24 protein-coding genes are annotated in these 24,292 nt (G+C 38.5%); 9 read left to right on the top strand and 15 right to left on the bottom strand.

The window, feature by feature from the left end; translation table 11 throughout:
- Positions 1-216: 216 nt before the first annotated feature.
- Together cls and uvsE are read left to right on the top strand one after the other, a co-directional pair.
- The gene (gene cls, locus CEQ21_RS14215; protein WP_185765086.1) at positions 217-1,416 is read left to right on the top strand and encodes a cardiolipin synthase; all 1,200 of its coding nucleotides are present in this window, start codon (positions 217-219) and stop codon (positions 1,414-1,416) included.
- A gap of 28 nt (positions 1,417-1,444) precedes the next feature.
- On the top strand, positions 1,445-2,401 hold the full coding sequence (uvsE, locus tag CEQ21_RS14210) for a UV DNA damage repair endonuclease UvsE (RefSeq protein WP_185765085.1): 957 nt from the start codon (positions 1,445-1,447) through the stop codon (positions 2,399-2,401).
- Positions 2,402-2,559: 158 nt separating this feature from the next.
- Here uvsE and CEQ21_RS14205 read toward each other — a convergent pair whose 3' ends face one another.
- From CEQ21_RS14205 to CEQ21_RS14190, 4 genes are all read right to left on the bottom strand, one after another.
- Positions 2,560-2,937: a hypothetical protein gene (locus CEQ21_RS14205; RefSeq protein WP_185765084.1), complete on the bottom strand. Its 378-nt coding sequence runs from the start codon at positions 2,935-2,937 to the stop codon at positions 2,560-2,562.
- Positions 2,938-3,615: 678 nt separating this feature from the next.
- On the bottom strand, positions 3,616-3,801 hold the full coding sequence (locus tag CEQ21_RS14200; RefSeq protein WP_185765083.1) for a XapX domain-containing protein: 186 nt from the start codon (positions 3,799-3,801) through the stop codon (positions 3,616-3,618).
- Positions 3,802-3,876: 75 nt separating this feature from the next.
- Entirely contained in the window at positions 3,877-4,857 is a 981-nt protein-coding gene (locus CEQ21_RS14195; protein ID WP_185765082.1) for a sensor histidine kinase, read from the bottom strand.
- Positions 4,858-4,870: 13 nt separating this feature from the next.
- The gene (locus CEQ21_RS14190; RefSeq protein WP_185765081.1) at positions 4,871-5,569 is read right to left on the bottom strand and encodes a LytR/AlgR family response regulator transcription factor; all 699 of its coding nucleotides are present in this window, start codon (positions 5,567-5,569) and stop codon (positions 4,871-4,873) included.
- A gap of 235 nt (positions 5,570-5,804) precedes the next feature.
- On the opposite strand from CEQ21_RS14190, the gene CEQ21_RS14185 reads away from it, so the two are divergent.
- A complete protein-coding gene (locus tag CEQ21_RS14185; RefSeq protein ID WP_185765080.1) occupies positions 5,805-6,557 on the top strand; it encodes an ABC transporter ATP-binding protein in 753 nt (250 codons plus the stop codon).
- Positions 6,547-7,701, top strand: coding sequence for an ABC transporter permease (locus tag CEQ21_RS14180; RefSeq protein WP_185765079.1), 1,155 nt, complete (start codon positions 6,547-6,549; stop codon positions 7,699-7,701). The genes CEQ21_RS14185 and CEQ21_RS14180 overlap by 11 nt, the downstream gene beginning before the upstream one ends.
- A gap of 37 nt (positions 7,702-7,738) precedes the next feature.
- Here CEQ21_RS14180 and argS read toward each other — a convergent pair whose 3' ends face one another.
- The 4 genes from argS to speE all read right to left on the bottom strand — a co-directional run bounded on the left by argS (position 7,739) and on the right by speE (position 11,851).
- Positions 7,739-9,409: an arginine--tRNA ligase gene (gene argS, locus CEQ21_RS14175; protein ID WP_185765078.1), complete on the bottom strand. Its 1,671-nt coding sequence runs from the start codon at positions 9,407-9,409 to the stop codon at positions 7,739-7,741.
- Complete coding sequence (locus CEQ21_RS14170) at positions 9,406-9,846, bottom strand: YwiB family protein (RefSeq protein ID WP_235907256.1); 441 nt, start codon at positions 9,844-9,846, stop codon at positions 9,406-9,408. The genes argS and CEQ21_RS14170 overlap by 4 nt, the downstream gene beginning before the upstream one ends.
- 218 nt (positions 9,847-10,064) lie before the next feature.
- Positions 10,065-10,937 carry an agmatinase gene (speB, locus tag CEQ21_RS14165; RefSeq protein WP_185765076.1) on the bottom strand — a complete coding sequence of 291 codons (873 nt, stop codon included), beginning with the start codon at positions 10,935-10,937 and terminating at the stop codon, positions 10,065-10,067.
- 86 nt (positions 10,938-11,023) lie between these two features.
- Entirely contained in the window at positions 11,024-11,851 is an 828-nt protein-coding gene (gene speE, locus CEQ21_RS14160) for a spermidine synthase (protein WP_185765075.1), read from the bottom strand.
- Positions 11,852-12,230: 379 nt separating this feature from the next.
- On the opposite strand from speE, the gene CEQ21_RS14155 reads away from it, so the two are divergent.
- Positions 12,231-14,300, top strand: a complete 2,070-nt coding sequence (locus CEQ21_RS14155) for a transglycosylase domain-containing protein (RefSeq protein ID WP_185765074.1) — start codon at positions 12,231-12,233, stop codon at positions 14,298-14,300.
- Between the two features lie 46 nt (positions 14,301-14,346).
- Here CEQ21_RS14155 and CEQ21_RS14150 read toward each other — a convergent pair whose 3' ends face one another.
- Both CEQ21_RS14150 and CEQ21_RS14145 read right to left on the bottom strand, forming a co-directional pair.
- Entirely contained in the window at positions 14,347-14,856 is a 510-nt protein-coding gene (locus CEQ21_RS14150; protein ID WP_185765073.1) for a YwhD family protein, read from the bottom strand.
- A gap of 21 nt (positions 14,857-14,877) precedes the next feature.
- Positions 14,878-15,516: a site-2 protease family protein gene (locus CEQ21_RS14145; protein WP_185765072.1), complete on the bottom strand. Its 639-nt coding sequence runs from the start codon at positions 15,514-15,516 to the stop codon at positions 14,878-14,880.
- A gap of 204 nt (positions 15,517-15,720) precedes the next feature.
- Between CEQ21_RS14145 and CEQ21_RS14140 the strand changes: the two genes are divergently transcribed.
- Positions 15,721-15,906 (top strand): 2-hydroxymuconate tautomerase, encoded by a 186-nt coding sequence (locus tag CEQ21_RS14140; protein WP_185765071.1) that lies wholly within the window; start codon positions 15,721-15,723, stop codon positions 15,904-15,906.
- A gap of 302 nt (positions 15,907-16,208) precedes the next feature.
- Here CEQ21_RS14140 and CEQ21_RS14135 read toward each other — a convergent pair whose 3' ends face one another.
- The 3 genes from CEQ21_RS14135 to CEQ21_RS14125 all read right to left on the bottom strand — a co-directional run bounded on the left by CEQ21_RS14135 (position 16,209) and on the right by CEQ21_RS14125 (position 18,454).
- Positions 16,209-16,715: a YwgA family protein gene (locus CEQ21_RS14135; RefSeq protein WP_185765070.1), complete on the bottom strand. Its 507-nt coding sequence runs from the start codon at positions 16,713-16,715 to the stop codon at positions 16,209-16,211.
- A gap of 36 nt (positions 16,716-16,751) precedes the next feature.
- Positions 16,752-18,053: an HD domain-containing protein gene (locus CEQ21_RS14130; RefSeq protein WP_185765069.1), complete on the bottom strand. Its 1,302-nt coding sequence runs from the start codon at positions 18,051-18,053 to the stop codon at positions 16,752-16,754.
- A 176-nt stretch (positions 18,054-18,229) separates the two neighbouring features.
- Entirely contained in the window at positions 18,230-18,454 is a 225-nt protein-coding gene (locus CEQ21_RS14125; protein ID WP_185765068.1) for a YuzB family protein, read from the bottom strand.
- A 299-nt stretch (positions 18,455-18,753) separates the two neighbouring features.
- On the opposite strand from CEQ21_RS14125, the gene CEQ21_RS14120 reads away from it, so the two are divergent.
- Complete coding sequence (locus CEQ21_RS14120) at positions 18,754-20,085, top strand: MFS transporter (protein ID WP_185765067.1); 1,332 nt, start codon at positions 18,754-18,756, stop codon at positions 20,083-20,085.
- A gap of 136 nt (positions 20,086-20,221) precedes the next feature.
- A complete protein-coding gene (locus CEQ21_RS14115) occupies positions 20,222-21,007 on the top strand; it encodes an RsfA family transcriptional regulator (RefSeq protein WP_185765066.1) in 786 nt (261 codons plus the stop codon).
- A gap of 124 nt (positions 21,008-21,131) precedes the next feature.
- Here CEQ21_RS14115 and CEQ21_RS14110 read toward each other — a convergent pair whose 3' ends face one another.
- Both CEQ21_RS14110 and pta read right to left on the bottom strand, forming a co-directional pair.
- Positions 21,132-21,980, bottom strand: a complete 849-nt coding sequence (locus tag CEQ21_RS14110; RefSeq protein WP_185765065.1) for an octanoyl-[GcvH]:protein N-octanoyltransferase — start codon at positions 21,978-21,980, stop codon at positions 21,132-21,134.
- A 143-nt stretch (positions 21,981-22,123) separates the two neighbouring features.
- The gene (pta, locus tag CEQ21_RS14105; protein ID WP_185765064.1) at positions 22,124-23,101 is read right to left on the bottom strand and encodes a phosphate acetyltransferase; all 978 of its coding nucleotides are present in this window, start codon (positions 23,099-23,101) and stop codon (positions 22,124-22,126) included.
- Between the two features lie 315 nt (positions 23,102-23,416).
- Between pta and hemQ the strand changes: the two genes are divergently transcribed.
- Complete coding sequence (gene hemQ, locus CEQ21_RS14100; protein ID WP_185765063.1) at positions 23,417-24,160, top strand: hydrogen peroxide-dependent heme synthase; 744 nt, start codon at positions 23,417-23,419, stop codon at positions 24,158-24,160.
- Positions 24,161-24,292 lie beyond the last annotated feature (132 nt).

Below are 24,292 nucleotides of genomic sequence, written 5' to 3'. Positions count from 1 at the left end.
TCATTTTATACAGTTTCCATTTCATAGTAAAGAGAAAAAATACATATTCTCCATTATAAACAAATTTCTAGCGAATATGCTAGTTCTAGCTAAGGTTTATTTAGCTTTTCTTTTCTTTATTGCCTACGGTATTACGGAAAGTTCCACAAGTCTTCTTTCCCTCTCTTATAGAATAGGTGAAAACGGGAAACAATACATATCCAAGGGGGAACTTCTATGTATACTTTTTTAATCATCATTTGTGTTTTGTTAATGCTCATTTTTTTACTTTATATAGATTTCATTGTCGGCAAAGCTATCACTAAGCGAAAGGTTACGAGAAGAAATTATCCGTTTCGGGAAAGTAACTTTCAAATCTTCAACGACGGTAAGGACCTCTTTCCAGACTTATTTCAAGAGCTGGAAAATGCCGAAAAGCATATACATATATTATTTTACACGGTAAAAGCAGATACAATTAGCACACAGTTTTTAGAAATTCTTGAAAGGAAAGCACAAGATGGGATTGAGGTAAGACTGTTGCTGGATTGGCTCGGAAGCTTTCAGGTCAGAAAAAAAATCCGCAATAAGTTAAAGGAGGCAGGAGTAGAGTTTGCATATTGCAATAAACCAACACTGCCATTTTTCTATTCTTTGCAGGTTAGAAATCACCGGAAGATTTCCATAATTGATGGAAAAACAAGCTATGTTGGCGGTTTTAATATTGGTAAAGATTATATTCACGCCAATTTAAAATTAAGTCCGTGGAGGGACTACCATTTTAAAATGACAGGTCAGGGTGTTGATGACCTGCAGCGTGAATTTTTACTAGACTGGACCGATGCCACAAAAACAAATCTGCTTCAAAACCCTATTTACTTTCCCAAACAGCCTAAAGGTAATGCCAGACATCAGATTATTCCAACCCAAGGAGTCTATTTAGAGGATGTTCTTTGCGGACTTATCCGCAATACACGGAAAACTCTATTTATTGGAACTCCCTATTTCATCCCTAGCAAAAGGATAATGAAAGAGCTTAGCATGGCTCAAGACAGAAACGTCACAATCACCCTGCTATTGCCAACAAAGCCTGATCATATTTTAGTAAAGGAAGCCTCCTTCCCCTACTTACGTACCCTGTTAAAGGGTGGTGCAAAGGCTTATCATTATAAACATGGTTTTTTTCATGGTAAGATTGTTACAGCAGATGACGAAATTTGTCTTGTCGGCACACCTAATTTTGATAAGAGAAGCATTTTCTTGAACCACGAACTGGTTTGCAGTATTTTTGAACCTAGCTTTATTACAGAAATGAACAGCTTTGTTGATAAGGATATTGCCGTATCAGAAGAATACACGCTTCAATACTTAGAAAAGCCTAAACCGAAAACAGTATTGCTAGAATGGATCGCCAGAATATTTGCTCCTCTGCTGTAAATTTTTGAAAAGGGAAAGGAGAACGAAGATGAAATTCAGATTTGGATATGTTTCCACAGCGACGAACCTTTGGGACGCTTCGCCCTCCAAAACAATGACCTTTGCACGTTACAAAGAACTGCCTGAGGAAGAACGGAAACAAAGGCTGCTGGAAATAACAAAAACAAATCTTACCAACACAAAAAGAGCATTGCATTACAATATTGGGCACGAAATCATGCTGTACCGCATGTCGAGCTCCATTGTTCCACTAGCAACCCACCCTGATGTTATGTGGGATTATCTCACGCCATTTAAGGAGGAGTTTGCAGAAATTGGACAACTCGTAAAGGAGCATGGACTGCGAGTCAGCTTTCATCCTAATCAATATACGTTATTCACTTCGCCAAGACCGGAAGTAACAAAGAATGCTGTCATAGATATGGAATATCATTACAAAATGTTAGAAGCAATGGGAGTAGAGGATAGAAGTGTTATTAATATTCATATTGGCGGCACATACGGTGACAAGGAGCAAACACTTATCCGCTTTTATGAAAATATCAAGACATTGCCATCACATATCAAAAAGGTAATGACATTAGAAAATGACGACAAGACATATAACACAGAGGAAACATTAACAGTATGTCAAAACGAAACAATTCCGCTTGTCTTTGACTATCATCATCATATGGCAAACTTATGTGATAAACCGTTAGATGAGCTTTTATTGCCAATATTTGAAACTTGGAAACACCGCGGACTTACTCCGAAAATCCATTTGTCTTCTCCCAAGTCTGAGAAGACATTCCGCTCACACGCAGATTTTGTTAACGCAGAGTTTGTCAAACCACTCATCCAGCTATTGCGTCCTCTTCAGATGGACGTCGATTTCATGATTGAGGCAAAGCTGAAGGATCAAGCTTGTTTACAGCTTGTTGAGGACTTAAGCAAGATTCGCGGAGTTAAAAGAATCGGCGGAGCAACATTAGAATGGAATTAATCCTCAAAGAAGGAGACAGCAAGGATGCTGTCTCCCTCCTTAGTTCTTGGAGAAAGATAGCTTTCTTTCTAACAAATTTAGTACAGCTGAGACATAAAAATTTAAAAATATACAATGATTAAATTTTAGTCCTCATTTAACTTATTTATATATCATCGTTACAAAGTTTTTATTGTAAAATCTGCAGCCTTATTTAATGTAATTGGGTTAATAATAAATATATACGTTGTCGTATCTTTAAGATTAATTAGCTCTACCATTCCAAGGTCAACTAAACGTTCATAATATTTTAAAAGGGTTCTTGTACTGATTTCTAAATCTACGGATATTTGTTTATTGTCCTTTGACAAAACACCTAAATTCGGCCTAGCTTGACTTGCTAAATAATTAAATACTCTATAAAGCTTGTAACGAATATCGTGTCTTAATGACATAACGGTTATATATTGTTTATAGGCACTAACAGACTGATTAAATTGCGCTTTTGTTTTAAATAAGGCTAGGTTTGTATAATTATAATATTGAACAAGCTTCAATCCCTTCAAACTCCTTTCTGGTTAATTCCTCATTTTCTAAGATTAGTTTCCTTTTAAGGAAATCTGTTTCGTTAAAATTAGATAAACCAGTGACAGTTTAGTAAACAAACGTGTTAGCAGGATGAAAGTTTTATTCCTCAACGGTAATTAACACTTATAGAAAAAAGACATTAAATGATAGAACAAAATGTAACCATTGCAACCTTAGCAGCCAATAAATCCTCCACCAAGTACACCATAACAAGTAAAGGATTAAATGAAAATACTTTACACTAAATGTTACGAATATTGTCAATATTAACAGGAATATTCCCGCAATTTGTGATTGATGATTGGTTCTCTATAGAAAAAGAAGAGGCTGGGACAAAACAAAAGATCACCTTTCTAAACATGAATAATAGAATTACAACTAAATTTGAAAAATGAAGGTTGTGTCTAAATAAAATAGGGAGTTAAAATTAGTTCGTTTCATTGCGCGCTCGTCCACTCGTTTTCTGCGAGGTCTAAAGCGTCCCCTATTTCCCGCAGGAGTCGAGTGGTCTCCGCTCCATTCCACCAAAATTTCTAATTTTTTGTATTAAAACTAAAAACAAAAAACCGAACCATTTAATCATAGTTGATTAAGTAGTTCGGTCATTACGCTGGTTCACTTACTTCTATCCCAGCCTATCCCTTTTATCAATGCTTCGAGAACAGGCTTGAGATCCATGGCTCTAAGCCAACATATACTTTAAACCCTGCATAAATGCCAACAATTCCGATTATCCCTGGTAATGCCCCTGGTGCTGGTATTGGCAGCTTGAGTAAAGCGAAGATGAAACCTGTCAAAAACCCGGTTATAAGTGCTAATAGAAGTAACTTCATAAACACCTTCCTTTTTCATATAATGCTCTTATTATTTGAAAAGAAGGCAGCTTTAAACCTCATAAATAAATTAAATCAGCGGATAGCTGGCAGTTTAATCTTGACCGTAAACTCTTCTTCCTTATAAACAAAATCCAAAACACCTTGATGCTTTTTAACAATTTCATATATTACCTTTGTTCCGATACCCCTATCGCTTCCTGCCTTTGTTGAATTCCCAAATTGAATATAGAGCCGATCCAATATTTTTGCAGGGATGGGCATTGTGCGATTTCTTAAGGTTAATATATATAATCCACTTCGTTTCACTAAATTCAATGTGATAAAGGCTTGCTGCTGATAGGCTTTTTGCCATTCAAGGCAGGCTTCAAGACTATTTTCAAGCAAGTTTCCAACAAGAGCGACAAGCTCTTTATCTGGCACCGGCATGACAGAAATCGGTACATCTAAATCGTAAATTACTTCTATACTTTCTTTTTGCGCTTTCATATAATGTTGATGCAGAACAGCAGCAACTGCTCCACTTTCACCCTTAATAGAGAGATTTGTTTCCTTATAGCCATCAACAAGTACATTCAAATAAGCAGCGGCTTCTTTAAATTCATTTTTCTCGACCATATAATGAATGGCAGCTATATGCTTCAGGAAATCATGACGTTCACTTCTAACTGTTCGAAACGTCTCATTCATTTTTTCTCGTTCCCTGTCAGTTTCTGCTAATTCTCTTCTCACTTCTGACAATTCCACTGTTACCATATTTCTAATGAATTCAATACCCCAGAACAGCAGGAAAGAAACGAGCCAAAGCCATTCCGCCTTCAAAGTTAGTGCTACTGCCGCAATAATTGCTTGCACAACCCAGAATAAAGCATGAAGCCTCCATCCCAATTCAGTTATTAGAGCTTTTCCACGTTTATAAAACAAACATACTCCTGCTATCAGTATAAGAGCCATTATCCATATGGAAAAATGCCAGTTAAAGACGTAATAAAACAAGCCTATATGAACGGCGGAAACTGTAAATAATATAATCCAATAAAGTTGTTCTGCCCTCACAATTCTTTGCTCCTTAGAAATAATTATTTTGAATGAATTCGACCTTTTCCTTTGTTATCATTGCTTTTGCTTCTGTCCCTTCAAATGTCACCGTATAGGAATTTTTGGCATACAAGGAAAAGCTTTTAATGCAGTGGATATTAATAATAAAGGAGCGGTGGGATCTGACGAAGTCTCTCTCTCTTAATTCACCTTCTAGTTCATTAAGTGTCTGATATGTTTTAATCGCTTCCGTTTTCGTATGGATTGTTGTGGACCTTCCAGATCTCTCAATGAAAATAATGTCCTTCTTTAAAATAATATGTATATCATTCTTTTGTTTTATATAAATTCTTCCGGCTATTTCTGCAGACTGAGATTTTTCAATCAGTCTCTTAACAGACTGAACAAGCCGGTCTTTTGAATAAGGCTTCATAATATAGTCATGAACATTCAATTCAAAAGCATGAACGGCATAGCCACTATTCCCCGTTACAAAAATAACGTTTATATTCAATGCATGTGAGTGAATAATGTCAGCTAGCTCATACCCTGACAGATTCGGCATCTCTATATCTGCGATAAGAAGAGAGATAGCTTCCTTTTTTATTTGTTCATATGCCTCTTCTGCTGATGCAGTCGCAAACACAATTTCTACCTCTGGGATGGCAGAAACGATACCTTCTAGTTTATCTAAATCAATTGCCCTATCATCAACTAACCCGATTTTCATCTCATCTGCCCATTTCCTTTGTCAGATATTTTCTTTACTTCCTTATTTTATCATGGTTTCACCTCTTATTGTTTATAAATTGGAAATATAAGGTGTTCCTTAAAACAAACTAGACTTTCCCACCCTTGTACAGCATTTTCGCGACAGGAAATGGACTTTTCGCGACATATGTACAGACGCTCATTTCCTTTGTCTGTATGATAAAAACAAAGATAACAAGAAGGAAGTGGTAACCATGATAACAGTACAAAAGGTATCGAAAACATTTAAAGATAAAAAGACTTATATAGCAGCATTAAAACATGTGTCTTTCCATATAGAAAAAGGAGAAACAGTCGGCTTATTAGGAGAAAATGGAGCCGGAAAAACAACATTACTCCGGTCAATTGCTACTTTGCTGCAGCCAACAGAAGGCTCTATTACTGTCTCTGGTTTCGATACAAAGACAAATCCAAATGAAATAAAGCAAAAGATTGGAGTATTATTCGGTGGAGAAACAGGCTTGTACGATCGCTTAACAGCAAGGGAAAATCTAGAATACTTTGCCCGCCTTTACGGACTCAGCAAGCATGAAACAAGAGTACGAATTGATGAATTAGCAAGGATGTTTGGAATGAGAGATTATCTTGACCGAAAAGTCGGCAACTTCTCGAAAGGCATGCGCCAAAAAGTAGCTATAGCTAGAACGCTTATTCACAATCCAGAAATTATACTTTTTGATGAACCAACGACAGGTCTTGATATTACTTCTTCCAATGTGTTTCGTCAGCTTGTCCATCAGCTAAAGCAGGATGGCAAAACGATTATTTTCTCGAGCCATATTATGGAGGAGGTGTCCCTTTTGTGTGACAGTGTTGCTATGATGCACAAAGGAGAGCTTGTTCACCATGGCAGCCTTGAGAGCTTATATAAAGCAGAAGGAAGCAATGATTTGAACTATATCTTTATGAGCAGACTTGTTAGAGGAGGAAATGCCCATGTTTCTTAATATATATTTAAAAGAATTAAAGGATTCCTTTCGAGATAAACGGACATTATTATTGACAGTGTTTCTACCTATTATCATCATGACATTACTTACTTTATTTTATGAGAAGTTGGTTTCAGAAGGCGAAGGTGAATCCTATCAGCTTGCTATAGCTGCCACGCTTCCTGAAGAAATTAAAACGTCCTTGCTTGCCAACAGCAGCATTGAGCTAGTTGAAGCGAAGAACCCAGAAGAAGCGTTACAAAATGGGGAAGCACAGGCTGCCCTAATGACAGATGATAACTTTGCCAGCCTTGTTGCTGATGAGCAGAATGCAGAATTAACGATTATCGGTGATTCATTCAGTCAAAGCTCCTCAACACTCATGTCCTTAACACAAGCTGCCCTGTCCCAATATGAGAGCATTATAGTTTCAGAAAGATTAGAAGCTCTTGGCGTTGAAGCTGATACAATTAAGCCATTTTCAATCACACAGGAAGAATTGAGTGAGGACCCGACTATTAATCTTGTAGCGATGCTTATTCCCCTTATTCTTGCTGTCGCAATCAGTGTTGGAGCAGGACCTTCTGCTGCTGATTTCTTTTCAGGGGAAAAAGAAAAGAAAACAATGGAGGCACTGCTGATGACTCCAGTCAACCGCTCAACTCTAGTGTTTGCAAAATGGCTGACAATCTCAACTATAGGCACAGTCACAGGAATCATTACATTGCTTGTTGTCGTTTTGGAAATCGCCTTCTTAACAGAAAATCTAAAAAATGCTATTGAGATTGGCGATAATTTTGGGTTAAGTGTTATCTTGGCACTTGTGCTAACAATTGTTTACTCCATGTTTATCGCTTCCCTGCTTATGCTGACTAGTATCATCGGTAAAACAATTAAGGAATCACAAAGCTATAGTGCCCCTATTATGATGGTTACGATATTGCCTTTAATGTTCATGTCAAATGTTGGTATAAACGAATTAGAGTTCAAGCATTTCGCCATACCTGTTATGAACATTTATTCCCTGCTTAAAGAATTGATCTTTGGCATAACCAACTTTGAACATTTCTTTATCACAATTGGCAGCAATCTTATTGTATTAGTAATTGTTTTCTTTATCGGCAGAATCATGTTTTTGAAGGACAAATGGGTGATGAATTAATAGAAAAAAGGATGGAATTGCTTCCATCCTTTTTTTATTACATTTTCTCTGGTGCAGAAACACCGATAAGGTGCATTGCGTTTTTCAGCGTGATTTTTGCTGATTGGATTAGTGCCAATCTTGCTTTTGTTCTTTCTAAATTGTCTGCGTCCAATACTTTTTCTGCATTATAGAAGCTATGGAATGTTGATGCTAAATCATAGATATAATTTGTGATGCGGTGAGGCATTCTTTTTGCTGCTGCTTCTGTTACTGCTTGTGGGAATTCCCCTAATTTCTTTAATAAGTCGAACTCTTTTTCTGCAGTAATATGGGAAACATCAAGATTATTATCAAGCTCAATCCCTTGTTCTTTCCCTTGTCTTAAAATGCTCGCAATACGTGCGTGTGCATATTGCGCATAGTAAACAGGGTTTTCGTTAGATTGAGATACTGCCAAATCAAGGTCAAAATCAAGATGTGTATCGGCACTTCTCATCGCAAAGAAGTAGCGTGTTGCGTCCAATCCTACTTCATCCACTAAGTCTCTCATTGTAACTGCTTTACCTGTACGTTTGCTCATTTTCATCTTTTCGCCATCTTTGTATAGATGAACAAGCTGGATGATTTCCACTTCTAAAGCATCCTTATCATAGCCTAATGCTTGAATAGCTGCTCTCATACGTGGAATATAGCCGTGGTGGTCAGCACCCCAAACGTTGATAAGCTTTGTAAAGCCTCTTTCTAATTTATCTTTATGATAGGCGATATCTGGAGTCAAATATGTGTAAGACCCGTCATTTTTAATAAGAACACGGTTTTTATCATCACCGAAATCCATTGAACGAAGCCATGTTGCGCCATCCTCTTCATAAATATAGCCATTTTCTCTTAAAGAGTTCAATGCCACATCAATTTTTCCATTTTCATAAAGAGACGTTTCTGAATACCAAACATCAAACGGAACACGGAAATCTTCAAGGTCTTGCTTTAACTTGCCCATTTCGTATTTAAGTCCGTATGCGCGGAAGAAATCAAAACGTTCCTTTTCATCAACATGCACATATTTATCGCCAAACTCTTCAGCAAGCTTCTTACCGATTCCGATGATATCCTCACCATGATAGCCGTCTGCAGGCATTTCCTTTTCTTGACCAAGAGCTTGGAAATAACGAGCTTCTACAGATAGTGCCAAGTTATTGATCTGGTTTCCAGCATCATTGATATAATATTCTCTCGATACATCATAACCTGCTTTATCAAGAATATTGCACAAAGAGTCACCAACTGCCGCGCCTCTGGCATGCCCTAAATGAAGATCTCCAGTAGGGTTTGCTGATACAAACTCAACTTGCACCTTTTCCTTATTTCCGAAGCTAGTTTCTCCGTAAGCATCGCCTGCTTTAAGGATTGTCGGAATTAAGTCGGAAAGATAGCTGTTATTCATATAGAAATTGATAAATCCAGGACCAGCAATTTCAACCTTCTCAATGGATGCTTTTGTTTGGTCAAAGTTGGCAATAATTGCTTCCGCAATTGCTCGAGGTGCTTTTTTTGCGATTCTTGCCAGCTGCATCGCCATATTTGTCGAGTAATCTCCGTGTGCCTTGTCCTTAGGTAATTCTAGGATCACTTCTGGAATTTGTGCCTCTTCAGCAAGACCTGCCTTCACAACACTTGCTTTAATTTCATCCTTCAGTTTTTCTTTTATTTGATCTACGATATTCATGCTTGTACTGTCTCCTCCTTAAAATTGATTGTCATATGATAGGTTCCATTTTTACTGCCATTCGTATTTAAATCATACAATATATCAATAAGCCCTGATGGACTATTTGCTTCTTTTTCCATGCCTAACCGCTTTGTATCTGTCACCATAAGAAAAGTACCATAAGGAGTTTCATAGCTGCCATTTCGCTTTTTGTTCAACAAAAAGGCTAGTCGCATTTTCACTGCTCCGCTGCGAAGTATTAATCCTTCATTTCCAGATACTTTAACAACTGTCTTAATGGTGCCTTCCTCTATTTCTTCTTCGTATTTAATATAGCTGCTTCCGTCTTTTTCTAAGTATTGTCCAAATCCAACCCACTCGATACTATCTTTCGAGCTGCCGTTGTATATGTTGGTGGTCACATGTATTTTTATAGGTGCTTGCCCGTTAGACAACGGTAACACTTCCTTTTCCTCTAAACTATAACTTAATAAGTATAAATTTTTTAAATGGGAAGTGCAAGATGATGTATGGATATAGATGAAGTTATCTGCTTTTCATTTTTGTTGAAAAGAAAAAACCCGTATAAATAACGGGTTTTTGAGTTTAAAAATACAAATTTATTAGAGAAAACTCTTTACTTAATCTATAACCAAAAGCTTCTAGCCTTAGATTATTTCACCCAACCAAGAATCATTTCTCTGATTAGTTTGCTTGCTGTATTTGCTGTTTGTTCAGATGGGTCGTAAATTGGGGCTACTTCTACTAAGTCTGCTCCTACAACGTTTACTTCTGAGCGTGCTATTTCGTGTATGGATGCAAGCAGTTCTTTTGATGTGATTCCGCCTGCGTCTACTGTTCCTGTTCCTGGTGCGTGTGCTGGGTCTAATACGTCGATATCGATTGTAACGTATACTGGTCTGCCTGCTAATGTTGGCAGGATTTCTTTAAGTGGCTCTAGCACTTCAAATTTTGAGATATGCATGCCAGCTTCTTTTGCCCATTCGAATTCTTCCTTCATACCTGAACGGATTCCAAAGGAATAGACGTTTTTTGGACCGATAAGGTTTGCAACCTTTTTAATCGGTGTAGAGTGAGATAGGGGCTCTCCCTCATATTCGTCCCGTAAATCTGTATGTGCGTCCATATGGATGATGGCCAAGTCAGGATATTTTTTGTACATCGCTTGGAATACACCCCAAGAAACTAAATGCTCGCCACCCATTCCAAGTGGAAACTTATCTTCAGCCAATACTTTATCCACGAATTCTTCAATCATGTCTAAGCTTTTTTGTGGGTTTCCGAATGGCAATGGAATATCTCCAGCGTCAAAGTATTTTACATCTGCCAAGTCACGGTCTAAGTACGGGCTGTACTCTTCAAGACCAACTGATACCTCACGAATTCTTGTTGGGCCAAAGCGTGAGCCTGGACGGAAGGATACTGTCCAATCCATTGGCATTCCATAAAGAACTGCCTTACTTTCCTCAAAATTTTGGTGACTTTTTATAAAAACATTACCTTGATATGCTTCATCAAAACGCAAAATCTGTCCACTCCTTTTAGGGATATTCCCTATTACTTCTTTTTTATATTAAGCTCTGCTAGAATTACAGCTTCTTGCAGCGCCTTCTACTCTGTTAAATCTTTTACGAATTTCGGCAGCACAAAAGCAGCCTTGTGTAATTCCTTCGTATAATATTTTGTCTCTAATTCATGAAAACGGTCATCCTTCACTTCAAGTGGATCATGCTTTTTCGAACCGATTGTGAATGCCCACATGCCGCTTGGATATGTTGGAATATTAGCGATGTACAATCTCGTAATTGGGAATATCTCTTTAACATCCTTCTGAACCGCACGGATAAGATCTGCTTTAAACCAAGGATTATCGGACTGGGCTACAAATAAGCCATCCTCCTTTAATGCCTTTGCAATTCCATCGTAGAAGCCCTTAGTGAATAAATTGACTGCAGGTCCAACAGGCTCTGTAGAATCGACCATAATGACATCATAATCATTTTCGCTCTCTGCAATATGCATGAAACCATCGCCGACCTTCACTTCAACCCGAGGATCATCCAATTTCCCAGCTATTTCTGGCAGAAATTTTTTACTATATTCAATGACCTTTCCGTCAATATCTACTAAAGTAGCCTTTTTCACACTAGGATGCTTTAACACTTCCCTAATGACACCGCCATCTCCGCCGCCCACTACTAACACATTCTCCGGATTCGGATGTGTGAACAAAGGTATATGTGCGACCATTTCATGATATACGAATTCGTCCTTGACAGAGGTCATGACCATATCATCTAGCAGGAGCATATTGCCCCATTCCTCTGTTTCGACCATATCAAGCTTTTGAAAATCTGTTTGTTCTGTATGTAATGTTTGTTTAATTTTCATCGTAATTCCGAAGTTATCTGTTTGTTTTTCTGTAAACCATAATCCCATCTTTGCTTCCTCCATTCTTAATTGCCCTTATGTAGAAGGGTGTGAAATCTGCTTTGACTATTGATAGCTTCGACCATATTGATAGAGTAATCCTAATCAATTGGGACAGGCACATACGCAAAAAGCATATATTTACAAGGCTTCATTACCCATTTACCCTATATACTTCCCAAACAAATAAATAACAAACACGAAAAAAAGTATAGAGTATATTCGCTAAAATGCAAGAAAAATTTACTAGCTCCGTTATAAAAGGTTTAAAATTCCAATCTTATCCACATACTAGTGCTATCTATTATTCCGAAATACTTCAATATAGGAGTTCAAAAATATGACATCAATCATAAATACGACAGGACCACTTGGAGGTGGATTGTAAATGGAAGTCATTGCAAAGGATCGCCTGAAGAATTCAGCCAAATATATCAGGCTGATTATCATTCTGGCAATACTGGCCGCGTTTATTTTCAGCATTGGTTTTGCAGGGGTCCTTATCTATGCGAAGGTTTTGGGTGCACCGCCTTTAACTGTTTCCCAGTCAACCATTTACTATTCTGACGATGGAACGATTATCGGTGAGAGCAACAGTGGGCAAAAGAGATACTGGGTTCCGATTGAGGAAATAAGTCCAGATTTAATCAATGCAACTGTATCCATAGAGGACAAGGGTTTCTATGACCATCATGGCTTTGATTATAAACGCATAGCAGCAGCGATGCTTGCTGACATAAAGGCAATGGCAAAGGTACAGGGTGCAAGTACTATCACACAGCAGTATGCTAGAAATCTTTTTTTAGAGCATGAAAAGACGTGGAAAAGAAAGCTTTCTGAAGCCTTTTATACAATCAGGCTCGAGATGTTCTACACAAAGCAGGAAATCCTTGAGGGTTATATTAATACCATCTATTATGGTCATGGCGCTTATGGTGCTGAAGCCGCAAGCCAGTTTTATTTTGGTAAGCCTGCAGCAGATCTAACGTTAGGTGAGGCAGCAATGCTCGCAGGTATACCGAAAGGGCCGAGTGTTTACTCTCCACTAGTATCACCTGAGAATGCCAAGAAGAGACAAGGTATTATTCTTCATTCCTTAATGGAAAACGGCTATATCAGTGAAAAGGATATGCAGGCAGCAGAAGCAGCAAAGCTTGAGTTTACAGGAGAATTCCCTATATCAAGTGCAGAAACAGCACCTTACTTTCAGGATGCCGTGAAAAACATCTTAAAAACAGAGCTGAATATGGACGATCGGGCCATTCAGCTTGGCGGGTTGCGTGTATATACAACCTTAAATACAAAGCAGCAAAAAACTGCAGAAGATACAGTCAAAAGTGAAATAAGTGACACGAGTAATATCCAAGTTGGCTTTGTTGCAATGGATCCAAGCAACGGTTATGTTAAAGCGCTGGTTGGTGGTCGGGATTACAGCGAAAGTTCCTTCAACAGGGCGACACAGGCTGCGCGTCAGCCTGGATCTACCATTAAGCCGCTTCTTTACTATGCAGCTTTAGAGCATGGATTTACGCCTGTGACGTTGATGAGCAGTGAAAAAACGACCTTCCGGTTTGATGATGGCCGTGATCCATATATACCTCATAATTTTAACAATAAGTATGCGGATGGAAACATCACGATGGCCCAAGCACTCGCTTTATCAGATAATGTATACGCAGTTAAGACACATTTATTTCTTGGAATGGATGTGTTGGCAGACACAGCTAAAAGGTTTGGACTGTCAACACCGATGCAGGTCGTTCCTTCCTTGGCATTAGGAACTTCCAATGTGAAGGTAGTCGAAATGGCTAACGCATACAGCATGCTCGCAAATGGTGGCCAGAACACTTCACCAGTGTTCATTACGAAAATTGAGACAGCAGACGGGCAAGTGGTTTATAGAAATAAACAAGAAAAAGAACAGGTTTTGAATGAAGATTTAGCATTCATCATGAATTCTATGATGACAGGCATGTTTGACAAAAATCTAAATGGCTATGCAAGCGTGACTGGCAGTACCATCTTAAATAATATTACGAGAATTTACGCTGGAAAATCGGGAACAACTGAATCTGACAGCTGGATGATTGGCTATACTCCTCAGCTCGTTTCTGCTGTATGGACAGGCTACGATGATGGTAGTCCTATTACCATCTCGGCCGATAAAACTTATGCCAAAAAGGTTTGGGTTAAATTTATGGAAAACAGCCTCAAGAATCAACCAATAGTTGGCTTTAAACCAACGAAGGGAACTGCCGCTGCTTATATTGACCCGAAAAGCGGCAAGCTTGCGACAGAGGCTTGTTCACCAAAAAGATTAATGTATTTCACTAAGGATAAGGTTCCAACCCAATATTGCGACGACCTTCCTAAAAATGAGTCGTCGAAGCCGACCGATGACAGCGGCCAAAAACAAGTCGAGAAGCTACCATGGTATAAACGAATTTTCCATTGGTAATAAAAAAACCCCAGCCTTCACGTTTGAAGGCTGGGGTTTTTGAATTTTATCCAAGTAAATCGTTTTTCAGCTGATCTGTTGAATTGTTCCAAAGTGACTCGTCATGTTTGATTAAAAAATCTGCAAGCAATTTTTTTGATTTGTCATCCATATGATCTACCATGATATGTCGTTTCATTGATTTATCCATTTTGTTCACATGCTCTGGCAGTGACTTATAGCCTCTGCGAATCGAACGGTCAACAGTCATTTCACAAGCAGTAACCCCTGCGTAATAAGCACCCTCCAGCTTGCGGTCAATTGTCACCCACACAAGCCAGTACAGCTTTCCATTTGGAACCTCTTCCTTTTCTTTCAAAAACTTAATTCCTTTTTCAACAACACTTCTTGCGTGCATCGCACCGACATCAACAACAGTCTCGCCAGCTTCTACATCAATAATAACCGGAGAAACATTCTCCAAGCTCAAAGCGCCGATACCGAAGCCTTTATGTCCATCTGTCGGAGCATTTTTAATGATATTGAAGCCGATTGTTTTTTTCTTTTTCTCTTCCAACGTATACACTCCTTATTACGATTAATAAAATATGGAAATAAAGATTCTATAAAAAAATGCGGATATATTGCGTATCCATGGGGAAATAGTCTGGCTAGACAATCCTGTTACGAGCAGAACGATAAAGATAATCGAGCCGTACACTTCGTATTTAGACATCATGGCCCGCACTCTGGATGTAACTAAGTCCTCAATGATTCGATAGCCGTCCAATGGAGGAAGCGGCAACAGGTTAAACGCAAAAAGCATAAGGTTAATCGATACAAACATAGACAGAAACGGATATAAATCAAAAGCTGTACCTGTCGGAATACCTAAACGTTCCAACAATACAAGTCCACCAAACCCTAAGAAGGCTAATACAAGATTGCTGAAAGGTCCTGCAAACGAAACTAACACACCTGCCAATTTTGGCCGTTTGAAATAGTGGCGGTTGACTGGCACTGGCCGCGCCCAACCGAAACCGGCAATCAAGATGAAAATGGCCCCGATTGGATCAATATGGGCAATCGGATTAAAGGTGAGTCTCCCTTGCTTTTGGGCGGTCGGATCTCCAAACTTATAGGCCACATATGCATGGGCAAATTCATGGACCGTAAAAGCAATAATGATGGAGATGATAATGTATGGCAAATCCGCCAAAGTCTGTGTAAATAACAAAATGCTATTCTCCCCTCAAATTACAGATTATTTTCTATATAGGCTTAACTTTTTTCTATTAGTTAGTCGTACACCATAAAATTATACATGATATAAAATAGAAAATAAATCTTTCATACTGCACAGGGGAGCATTGTTTACTCAAGCTTGCTATTTTTCTGAAAATATGAAAAACTGATATCAAATTAGACTGGAGGGGTAATAATGCCATATATTACTGTTAAAATGCTGGAAGGCCGAACGGAGGAACAAAAGAAAAATCTCGTAGAAAAGGTGACAGAAGCAGTTGCTGAGACAACTGGTGCTCCGAAAGAGAATGTCGTTATCTTCATTGAAGAAATGTCCCCAAACCATTATGGCGTTGCAGGCGTACGTAAAAGCGATGAATAGAAAAAGAGGCTGGGACAAAACAAAAGATAACCTTTCTAAACACGAATCATAAAATTACAACTAAATTTGAAAAATGAAGGTTGTGTCTAAATAGAATTTTGAGTTAAAGTTAGTTCGTTTCATTGCGCTGCACCCACTCGCTTTCCGAAGGAGTCGAGTGGCCTCCGCTCCATTCCACTAAAATTTCTAATTTTTTGTATTTAAACTAAAAACAAAAAACCGAACTATTTAATCAATAGATGATTAATGATTAAATAGTTCGGTCTTTACGCTGGTTCACATACCTATGTCTCAGCCTCTTTTTATTGTTTTGCCATACCCTTTAAAGCATCAATATATTGATAAGCAGTTTCTACTTCTTCAACAGTATACTTCTGCTTGCTTTTCAGCGTAAAAACCTTTTCTTGCACTTCCTCTTTTTCCAAGCTGTCAAAAAAGAGGACTGTAGAGACAAGTTCCAGGAATCGGGAGCTTTGACTGTTCATTTCTTCAAGACAGCTTGGCAGTGCCGGCATTTCCACCTTATTCTGTTCCAGAAATTCCTGACCATTTTCTGTCAGTGTGTATCTATATTGGTAGTATCCGCCCTTTTTCTCCTTTAATTCATTGAGGAAGCCCATATTGCATAGCTCTTCTATCCTCAATGTCAACTCCTCTGAGTACGGTCCAAAAAAATGAAATTGATATTTCTCATGGAAAGGGAAATCCAGCTTCTTTGCGATGTAAATCATCTTCTGCAATTTTTTTCTTCCGATAATCTCACCTGAAGCAGCAATCGCGTTCATAATTTTCGCATGATCTTTTAACAAAATTGGTCATCTCCTACTCCGAATAATCCTCAAATACTAATTAATATCTAATAACTGCCTTATCCGCAGCTTCGCATATTTGTGTTCACTATCGTCCTTTAAGATGTCTTTAGGAAAATAAAGCTTATGATCTGTCCTTCTTTTACCGGAAATACTATCAACAATCTCAGATTCTCTTGATAGCTCCCTGATCTCATTATTTTTCATTAAGAGATGAATCGGTAGCCGCTCTTCTTCCTCCCCTGGACGGTAAAAATCATAGGGAAGGTCGGAGGAAGAGTCTACAACCAAATAATATTCCGGATCTAAACCAATCTCTGTAAATGCTTTTGACAATTCAGCAAGCATCTTATACTCTTTTGCTGGATCAAACTCCACATACTTAAATAAGTTTCTGTTCATAAAACGTCGGCATAAATCCCTTAAAATCTCATCCTCTTCTTCTTGCCACATTTGGAAATAATAAAGAATGATAGACTCATCAAGCTTTAAGTAGTCTTCTAACGAAGTTTCATCTTCGAAGATGGAGTAAAAATGTGTCGGATGATGAATAAAGGAGTAAAATTGCTCATGTAAATGCTTCGCTCTATGTAGAATTTTAGTCAAAATGACTTCTGCACTTCTTGACACAGGGTGAAAATAAACTTGCCAGTACATTTGATAGCGACTCATGATATAGTCCTCTACTGCATGCATCCCGCTTTGCTTAATAACAGCCTGATCTTCACGAGGACGCATAACACGAAGAATTCTTTCCATATCAAAGTTGCCGTAGCTAACTCCTGTAAAGTAAGCGTCACGAAGCAGATAATCCATACGATCAGCATCAATTTGACTGGAAATAAGGCTAACAACCAGCTTTTCCTTTGATGTTTTACCAATTACCTCTGCTACTCTTTTCGGAAAATCCTCTGCTACTCTTGATAAAACCTGGTTAACCTCTGTATCACCGAGGATAATATCTTGCGTGAATTGTTCATGATCAAGATCAAATACCTTTTCAAAGGAATGAGAAAAAGGACCATGGCCTAAATCATGTAAAAGCGCGGCACATAAAGACAAAAGCCTCTGGCTGTTATTCCATTCCTTCCTGTCCTTAAAAACATCATCTATAATTCTTCTGACAATTTCGTACACGCCAAGAGAATGGTTGAATCTGCTATGCTCTGCCCCATGGAAGGTTAAATAGGTCGTGCCAAGCTGCTTAATTCTCCGCAGGCGCTGGAATTCCTTTGTGCCAATCAAATCCCAAATAGCGCGGTCTCTGACATGAATATAACGATGAACAGGATCTTTAAAAACCTTTTCTTCATTTAATTTTTCCGTAGAATATGCCATGCTTCTAGTCTTCCCTCTTTTCTGTGTTTGTCTTTTTTTGTTAGGCAATGCATCTCTTAAGAAGAATATAAAAAGAGGGATTTCTGTTTAAAAAGGTTATCTGCGGTTCAGGCTTTGCCCCTGGGCTGATGTTAACACTTTTTAGAAACTCCTCTTTCTGTTAAGCCATTATAGAATTATTTCTTTAGCTTAGTATTTACTTTATCCATCAATTCCTCTTCCGTTAATGCTGCAAGCGGACGATTATTGACAAAAGCAAATGTTTTTTTGCGACCTGGTCCACAATAGGATTGGCAGCCAATGTCTATCTTTGCATCGGGATCAATTTCCTTCAGACGCGGTATTAGCGTTTTCAAGTTCACTGCCTGACAATCGTCGCAAACTCTAAATTCGTTTGCCATCTTGACAACCCTTTCTATTTAAAACATCTCTTTGCTAGTTAAGATATTCATAAGTTCGTTATATTGCTATATGGTATTTTACCCCTTCTTCTACATCAATGCAAGATGCAAACAATTGTCAAAACTACTCGAAAAAGGCAGTTATTGCATTCTTTTCAACTCTCCTTAATTCTGTAGTCATAGAAGAGATAAAGCTCACTGTGGCGCCCGCTCCCTGTGATTTTTATATATTGAGCAAACACCTATGTTTCCACGGTAAATTACTGTATAATTCATCTGAAATTTAAGGAGGAATAAATATGACAAAAAGCAGAACATTAGTCATGGTCAGCATTGTCCTTGCCATGCTCGTTGCTTCTATAGATACAACGATAATGAATACGACAATGCCTATCATTGCTAAAGAACTTGGAAGATTCGACTTATACGCATGGTCGTTTGCCTCTTATATGATTACTAGCACTATTCTCTCTCCTATTGCAGGAAGGCTTTCGGATATATTTGGTAGAAAAAAGGTGTTTGGATTCGGAATTCTGCTATTTTTAGTAGGCTCGTTATTATGCGGGATTGCCGATGATATGGTCCAGCTTATCTTGTTCAGAGCACTTCAAGGTATGGGTGCAGGCTTTATGATGCCATTTCCTGCTATCATCGCTGGCGATTTGTTTCCGATTGAAAAACGAGGGAAGATTCAAGCGTTATTCACAGCAATGTGGGGATTATCTGCAATACTTGCACCACTGCTTGGTTCTCTTTTTGTAGAATTTTTGACATGGAGATGGATATTCTTCGTTAATCTGCCAGTTTGCATCGTGGCCTTTTTGACATTGCTTCCTTATAAAGAGGACTATCAGCCAAAAAAGGCAAGTATCGATTATATTGGCGCAATCTTGTTTGGGGCAGCAATCACTTCCCTCCTGTTAATCACATTGGTGGAAAATGGACAGGTCTTCTACGGCCTTGCTGGAGTACTTTTATTAATTGCTTTCTACTTGTTTGAAAGAAAGCAAAAATCTCCGATTGTCCCGCTATCTATCTTTAAGAAGAAGACAATTACATGGATTTATATTAATGGTTTCATTGGGACATTGGCACTATTTGGCACTTCAAGCTATATTCCCCTTTTCCTTCAGGACGAAGCTGGTCTTTCTCCCTTCATGAGTGGAATTGCCTTATTAGGTGTAGCAATTGGCTGGATGCTTGTCTCTGTGCCTGCAGGAAAATGGATACTAAAATACGGCTATCGTATTCTACTAATCATCGGCAATGCACTGCTTGTGTTATCAGGGTTAATGCTTGTACTGCTAAATAGTACGCATGGCTTTGTGTACACATTCAGCATCATGCTTATTCAAGGACTAGCATTTGGCCTGCTGTCAACAGTTGGTGTCATTGGTTCACAAGCTTTAGTTGGACCTCATGAAAAAGGCATTTCTACATCGTTCTTTATGTTCTGCCGCAATATGGGGACTTCCATCGGTGTAACAATAATGGGGGCGCTGCTCACTAGTCAGGCAATCTTCATGACAGGCATTCATCACCTTTTCCTTTATGGATTTATTACAAGTATATTAGCACTTGTAACTGCGTTTTTTATCCAGAATGAAAGTTCACTAGAGAAAAGCAACTAAAGCATTATAACGACTTTTCTTTCGCTCTATAAAAAAATCTACTATCCTTGTATTTCGTTTGTATAAATAAGCGTCTTGGTGGCAATGATGTAACTAGAAATACTTATTTATCGAAAGAAATCGGGAGTTGAGTGATATGAAAATACGCCAAGATGCTTGGTCAGAAGAAAATGATTTATTACTAGCAGAAACAGTTTTACGTCATGTCAGAGAAGGAAGCACACAATTAAATGCTTTTGAAGAAGTTGGGGATAAGCTTAATCGCACATCGGCAGCTTGCGGATTCCGCTGGAACGCAGTAGTTCGCCATCAATACGAAAAAGCACTACAATTAGCAAAAAAGCAGCGTAAACAGCGGCAAAGAATTCTCGGCAAGGATCAAGGCGGGAAGAAGAAGCTTTTATATTCACCACCTGTGCCTACTGTTGACGACTTAGAGGCTTTAACAGCGTCTACTAGCATGGAATTTGCTTCATTTGAAATACAAGATATAGAGATGGAAGAAACGGAAGCTGCTCCAAGCTTCGAAGCAACCATTCCAGAACAAATGCTGCTTGCTGCTCCGCAGGAACCACAAACACCTATTTATAAAAGTATTCCTGCAAACACTAACAGTCTTGATTTTGACACAGTGATTTCTTACTTGCAAAATTTCCGTCAATCTCAGCTGCACGTAGATGTACTAAAAAGCGAGAATGAAAGATTAAAAAGAGAAATGGCGATGCTGAAAAGCCGCAATCAGGAATTGGAAGGGAAATTGGATAAGCTGGAGAGCAATTCAGAAACAATTCAGGAAGATTATGAAACATTGCTTAAAATCATGAACAGAGCAAGAAAGCTGGTCGTTTTAGAAGAAGATGAACGCCCTGCAACGAAATTCAAGATGGACCGGAACGGAAACCTCGAAAAGCTTGCTGAGTAGTTTCATTCTAACTATGCCTTAAAGTCAGGTTTGGCAACCATTCTCGTTAAACATAAAAGAGGATTATAGATCGATAAAAACCCCCGAACGAAAGGGGCGTACTATCCATCTATAATCCTCTTTTTCAATCTCTAAAAGGAGCAAGAAATTTTTCATTACGTTCTACAACACGCTCATAATAAGCATCAAACGAAGGTAGCTCTTCTCCTTGAAGCTGATCTGCGAACAGAAATTCTGCATGGTCTTTTAAGGAATAAAGAAGCCTTGTCAGCACTTGATCTACTGTAAGCTCCGTCCCAAATAATTCAGATAGAGATGCCATCACCTCAGGCTTTAGCTCAGGATAAATAAACTTTGTTTCCTCGCCTTGCTTTCCTATCTCGTAGAACTTCTTGATGATTTCTGCTCGTTTTTGTCCGCTTCCAGAAACACAAAGATAGATTTGAACAGCAACCCCGCTTCTTAGCCTTCTTTGTGAAATCCCTGCGAATTTCTTTCCATCTATACTTAAATCATAGCTACCAGGACAATAGGATCCAATAATTTCCTTTGCTTCAATGTTTTTATGAAAATCTGAGAACATATACTTGATCAATTCCCACATCGTATCATAGCCACTATTAATGTCGATGCCCTTTTCTTGCTCTGGCAGGATAAGAGAAATATTGAGTACTCCTTCATCAAGAACGACTGCAAGGCCGCCAGAGTTTCTGACGATATAATGATAGCCCTCCTTTTCTAGGTAGGACAAGGCATCCTTTAAATGGGGCAGTCTCGTATCCTGGATTCCTAATATAATTGATTTTCCATGCACCCATGTCCGCGCTGTTGCTGGAGTCATACCGCTGCCGACTGAGGCACATAGTGTATCATCCATACCAAAAGAGTGCAGTGGAGAAACATGCAAGCCGGTGCTGGACTGGTCAATGATTCTCCATTTCTTCTGCATTAACAAACTGTTGTTTTCCATCATTGTAAAGCTCCTTCATAAGGAAAAAATAATGCTAGTAGTACTAAACCTGCATTTATCAATTTTATTATATAGCAAATGCACACAAGAAAAAACTATTCATCTGCAGGCATAAAATAACCAAAGATGAATAGTTTTGTTTAAGATTAATGGCTGATGCTTTGTCCTGCTGTAATCAATGCAAGCTTGTACACATCTTCTTCATTACAACCGCGAGAAAGGTCGTTTACAGGGCGGTTTAATCCTTGTAGGATTGGTCCAACTGCCTCGAAATTACCAAGTCTTTGAGCAATTTTATAGCCGATATTACCTGCTTCCAAGCTTGGGAATACAAATACATTTGCATCACCTTGGATAGGAGAATCAGGAGCTTTTTGCTTCGCAACAGATGGAACGAAAGCAGCATCAAATTGGAATTCTCCGTCGATTACAAGTAAAGGATCTTTTAGCTTCGCTTCAGCAAGTGCACCTTCAACTTTTTCTGTTTCTGGAGATTTTGCAGAACCTTTAGTAGAGAAGCTCAACATTGCAACACGAGGGTCGATATCGAACATTCTTGCAGTTTTTGCACTTTCAACTGCAATTTCAGCAAGGTCTGAACTATCAGGATTAATATTGATTGCACAGTCTGCAAATACATATTTCTCGTCTTCACGAACCATGATGAATACGCCAGAAGTTTTCTTAACGCCTTCTTTAGTTTTAATGATTTGTAATGCAGGACGAACCGTGTCAGCAGTTGAATGAATCGCACCGCTAACTAAACCATCTGCTTGGTTAGCATAAACAAGCATTGTTCCGAAGTAATTTTCATCAAGAAGTGCTTTACGAGCATCCTCTTCTGTTGCTTTTCCTTTTCTTCTTTCAACAAAAGAAGCTACTAATGCATCGAATTGTGCATAACTTTTCGGGTCATAGATTTCTGCGTTTTCTAAAGAAACACCTAAGTTGTCAGCTTTTGTTTGAACTTCTTGTAAATCACCGATCAAAATTGGTGTTAATATATTCTCTTCTGCCAAACGGCCAGCAGCTTTTAAAATTCTTTCGTCCAATCCTTCTGGAAAGACAATTTTAAGATTTTGGCCCTTCACTTTTTCCTTAAGGCCAGTAAATAGGTCGCTCATTATTGAATTCCTCCTTTATGTATACATACTATAGGATACTCTTCCTCGCTAAAAATTCAAGGAATTATACCAATATTTTAAAAAACAATGCCATTTGCTAAAATAGACGCTATTTTGTGTTCTAATAGGGTTAAAAAGCTTTAATTCTGTTATATAGCATAACGCCCTGATATATTTTCCCCTCCTGCTCTCATTTCATACAATATTTTACTTTGAGCTATTGAATGAGAAATGTTCAAGTTTTATTCACAACTAATATGGAGAAACTATGATATAGTAAATTTATATGAGAATTATTATCAAGGAGTGGTAGCAATGAGCGAAGCAGCAAAAACACTTGATGGCTGGTATTGCCTTCATGATTTCCGTACAATGGATTGGACAACATGGAAAATGGTGCCTGCTGAAGAAAGACAAGCAGCAATTAACGAATTTCTAGGTTTATTAGAGAAATGGACTGCTGTCCAAACTGATAAACAAGGTAGCCATGCTATTTATAATATTGTTGGCCAAAAGGCAGATTTCATGATGATGATTTTACGCCCAACAATGGAGGAATTACAGCACATCGAAACAGAATTCAATAAAACAAAGCTGGCAGAATTTACTGTCCCAGCTCATTCCTATGTTTCTGTAGTAGAGTTAAGCAATTATCTTCCATCTGATTCAGATGAGGACCCATATGAGAATCCTCATGTAAAAGCTAGACTTTATCCGATTCTTCCAGAATCTAAATATGTCTGCTTCTACCCAATGGATAAACGCCGTCAAGGAAATGACAACTGGTACATGCTTCCGATGGATGATCGTAAGAGCCTGATGAGAAGTCATGGTATGATTGGTCGCCAATATGCAGGTAAAGTGAAGCAAATCATTACTGGATCTGTCGGCTTTGACGATTATGAGTGGGGAGTTACTTTATTCGCTGATGATGTCCTTCAATTCAAAAAGCTTGTTTACGAAATGCGTTTCGATGAAGTGAGCGCTCGCTATGGCGAATTCGGTTCGTTCTTCGTCGGCAATATCCTTACAGATATACCAGCATTCTTGGAAGTATAATCCGAAATTTATAATTGATAAACCCTACTTATCTTTTAAAGACAGGTGGGGTTTTTTCTTATTAATTTTCTTTAGCTGCCGAGGAATATCTTCCTTCACACTCTCATAGGATGGAATAGTGAGCAAGCAGTT

Source organism: Niallia circulans, from assembly GCF_007273535.1.
Classification (GTDB): Bacteria; Bacillota; Bacilli; order Bacillales; family Cytobacillaceae; genus Niallia; species Niallia circulans_B.
Note: the sequence above shows the minus strand (reverse complement) of the source record. Positions and strands in the feature narration are given on the sequence as shown.

What these genes read in the sequence shown, in the direction of transcription:
- cls (WP_185765086.1), top strand. Translation starts at nt 217, where the DNA reads ATGTATACTTTTTTAATCATCATTTGTGTTTTGTTAATGCTCATTTTT.
- uvsE (WP_185765085.1), top strand. Translation starts at nt 1,445, where the DNA reads ATGAAATTCAGATTTGGATATGTTTCCACAGCGACGAACCTTTGGGAC.
- CEQ21_RS14200 (WP_185765083.1), bottom strand. Translation starts at nt 3,801, where the DNA reads ATGAAGTTACTTCTATTAGCACTTATAACCGGGTTTTTGACAGGTTTC.
- CEQ21_RS14190 (WP_185765081.1), bottom strand. Translation starts at nt 5,569, where the DNA reads ATGAAAATCGGGTTAGTTGATGATAGGGCAATTGATTTAGATAAACTA.
- CEQ21_RS14185 (WP_185765080.1), top strand. Translation starts at nt 5,805, where the DNA reads ATGATAACAGTACAAAAGGTATCGAAAACATTTAAAGATAAAAAGACT.
- CEQ21_RS14180 (WP_185765079.1), top strand. Translation starts at nt 6,547, where the DNA reads ATGTTTCTTAATATATATTTAAAAGAATTAAAGGATTCCTTTCGAGAT.
- argS (WP_185765078.1), bottom strand. Translation starts at nt 9,409, where the DNA reads ATGAATATCGTAGATCAAATAAAAGAAAAACTGAAGGATGAAATTAAA.
- speE (WP_185765075.1), bottom strand. Translation starts at nt 11,851, where the DNA reads ATGGGATTATGGTTTACAGAAAAACAAACAGATAACTTCGGAATTACG.
- CEQ21_RS14155 (WP_185765074.1), top strand. Translation starts at nt 12,231, where the DNA reads ATGGAAGTCATTGCAAAGGATCGCCTGAAGAATTCAGCCAAATATATC.
- CEQ21_RS14140 (WP_185765071.1), top strand. Translation starts at nt 15,721, where the DNA reads ATGCCATATATTACTGTTAAAATGCTGGAAGGCCGAACGGAGGAACAA.
- CEQ21_RS14130 (WP_185765069.1), bottom strand. Translation starts at nt 18,053, where the DNA reads ATGGCATATTCTACGGAAAAATTAAATGAAGAAAAGGTTTTTAAAGAT.
- CEQ21_RS14125 (WP_185765068.1), bottom strand. Translation starts at nt 18,454, where the DNA reads ATGGCAAACGAATTTAGAGTTTGCGACGATTGTCAGGCAGTGAACTTG.
- CEQ21_RS14120 (WP_185765067.1), top strand. Translation starts at nt 18,754, where the DNA reads ATGACAAAAAGCAGAACATTAGTCATGGTCAGCATTGTCCTTGCCATG.
- CEQ21_RS14115 (WP_185765066.1), top strand. Translation starts at nt 20,222, where the DNA reads ATGAAAATACGCCAAGATGCTTGGTCAGAAGAAAATGATTTATTACTA.
- CEQ21_RS14110 (WP_185765065.1), bottom strand. Translation starts at nt 21,980, where the DNA reads ATGATGGAAAACAACAGTTTGTTAATGCAGAAGAAATGGAGAATCATT.
- pta (WP_185765064.1), bottom strand. Translation starts at nt 23,101, where the DNA reads ATGAGCGACCTATTTACTGGCCTTAAGGAAAAAGTGAAGGGCCAAAAT.
- hemQ (WP_185765063.1), top strand. Translation starts at nt 23,417, where the DNA reads ATGAGCGAAGCAGCAAAAACACTTGATGGCTGGTATTGCCTTCATGAT.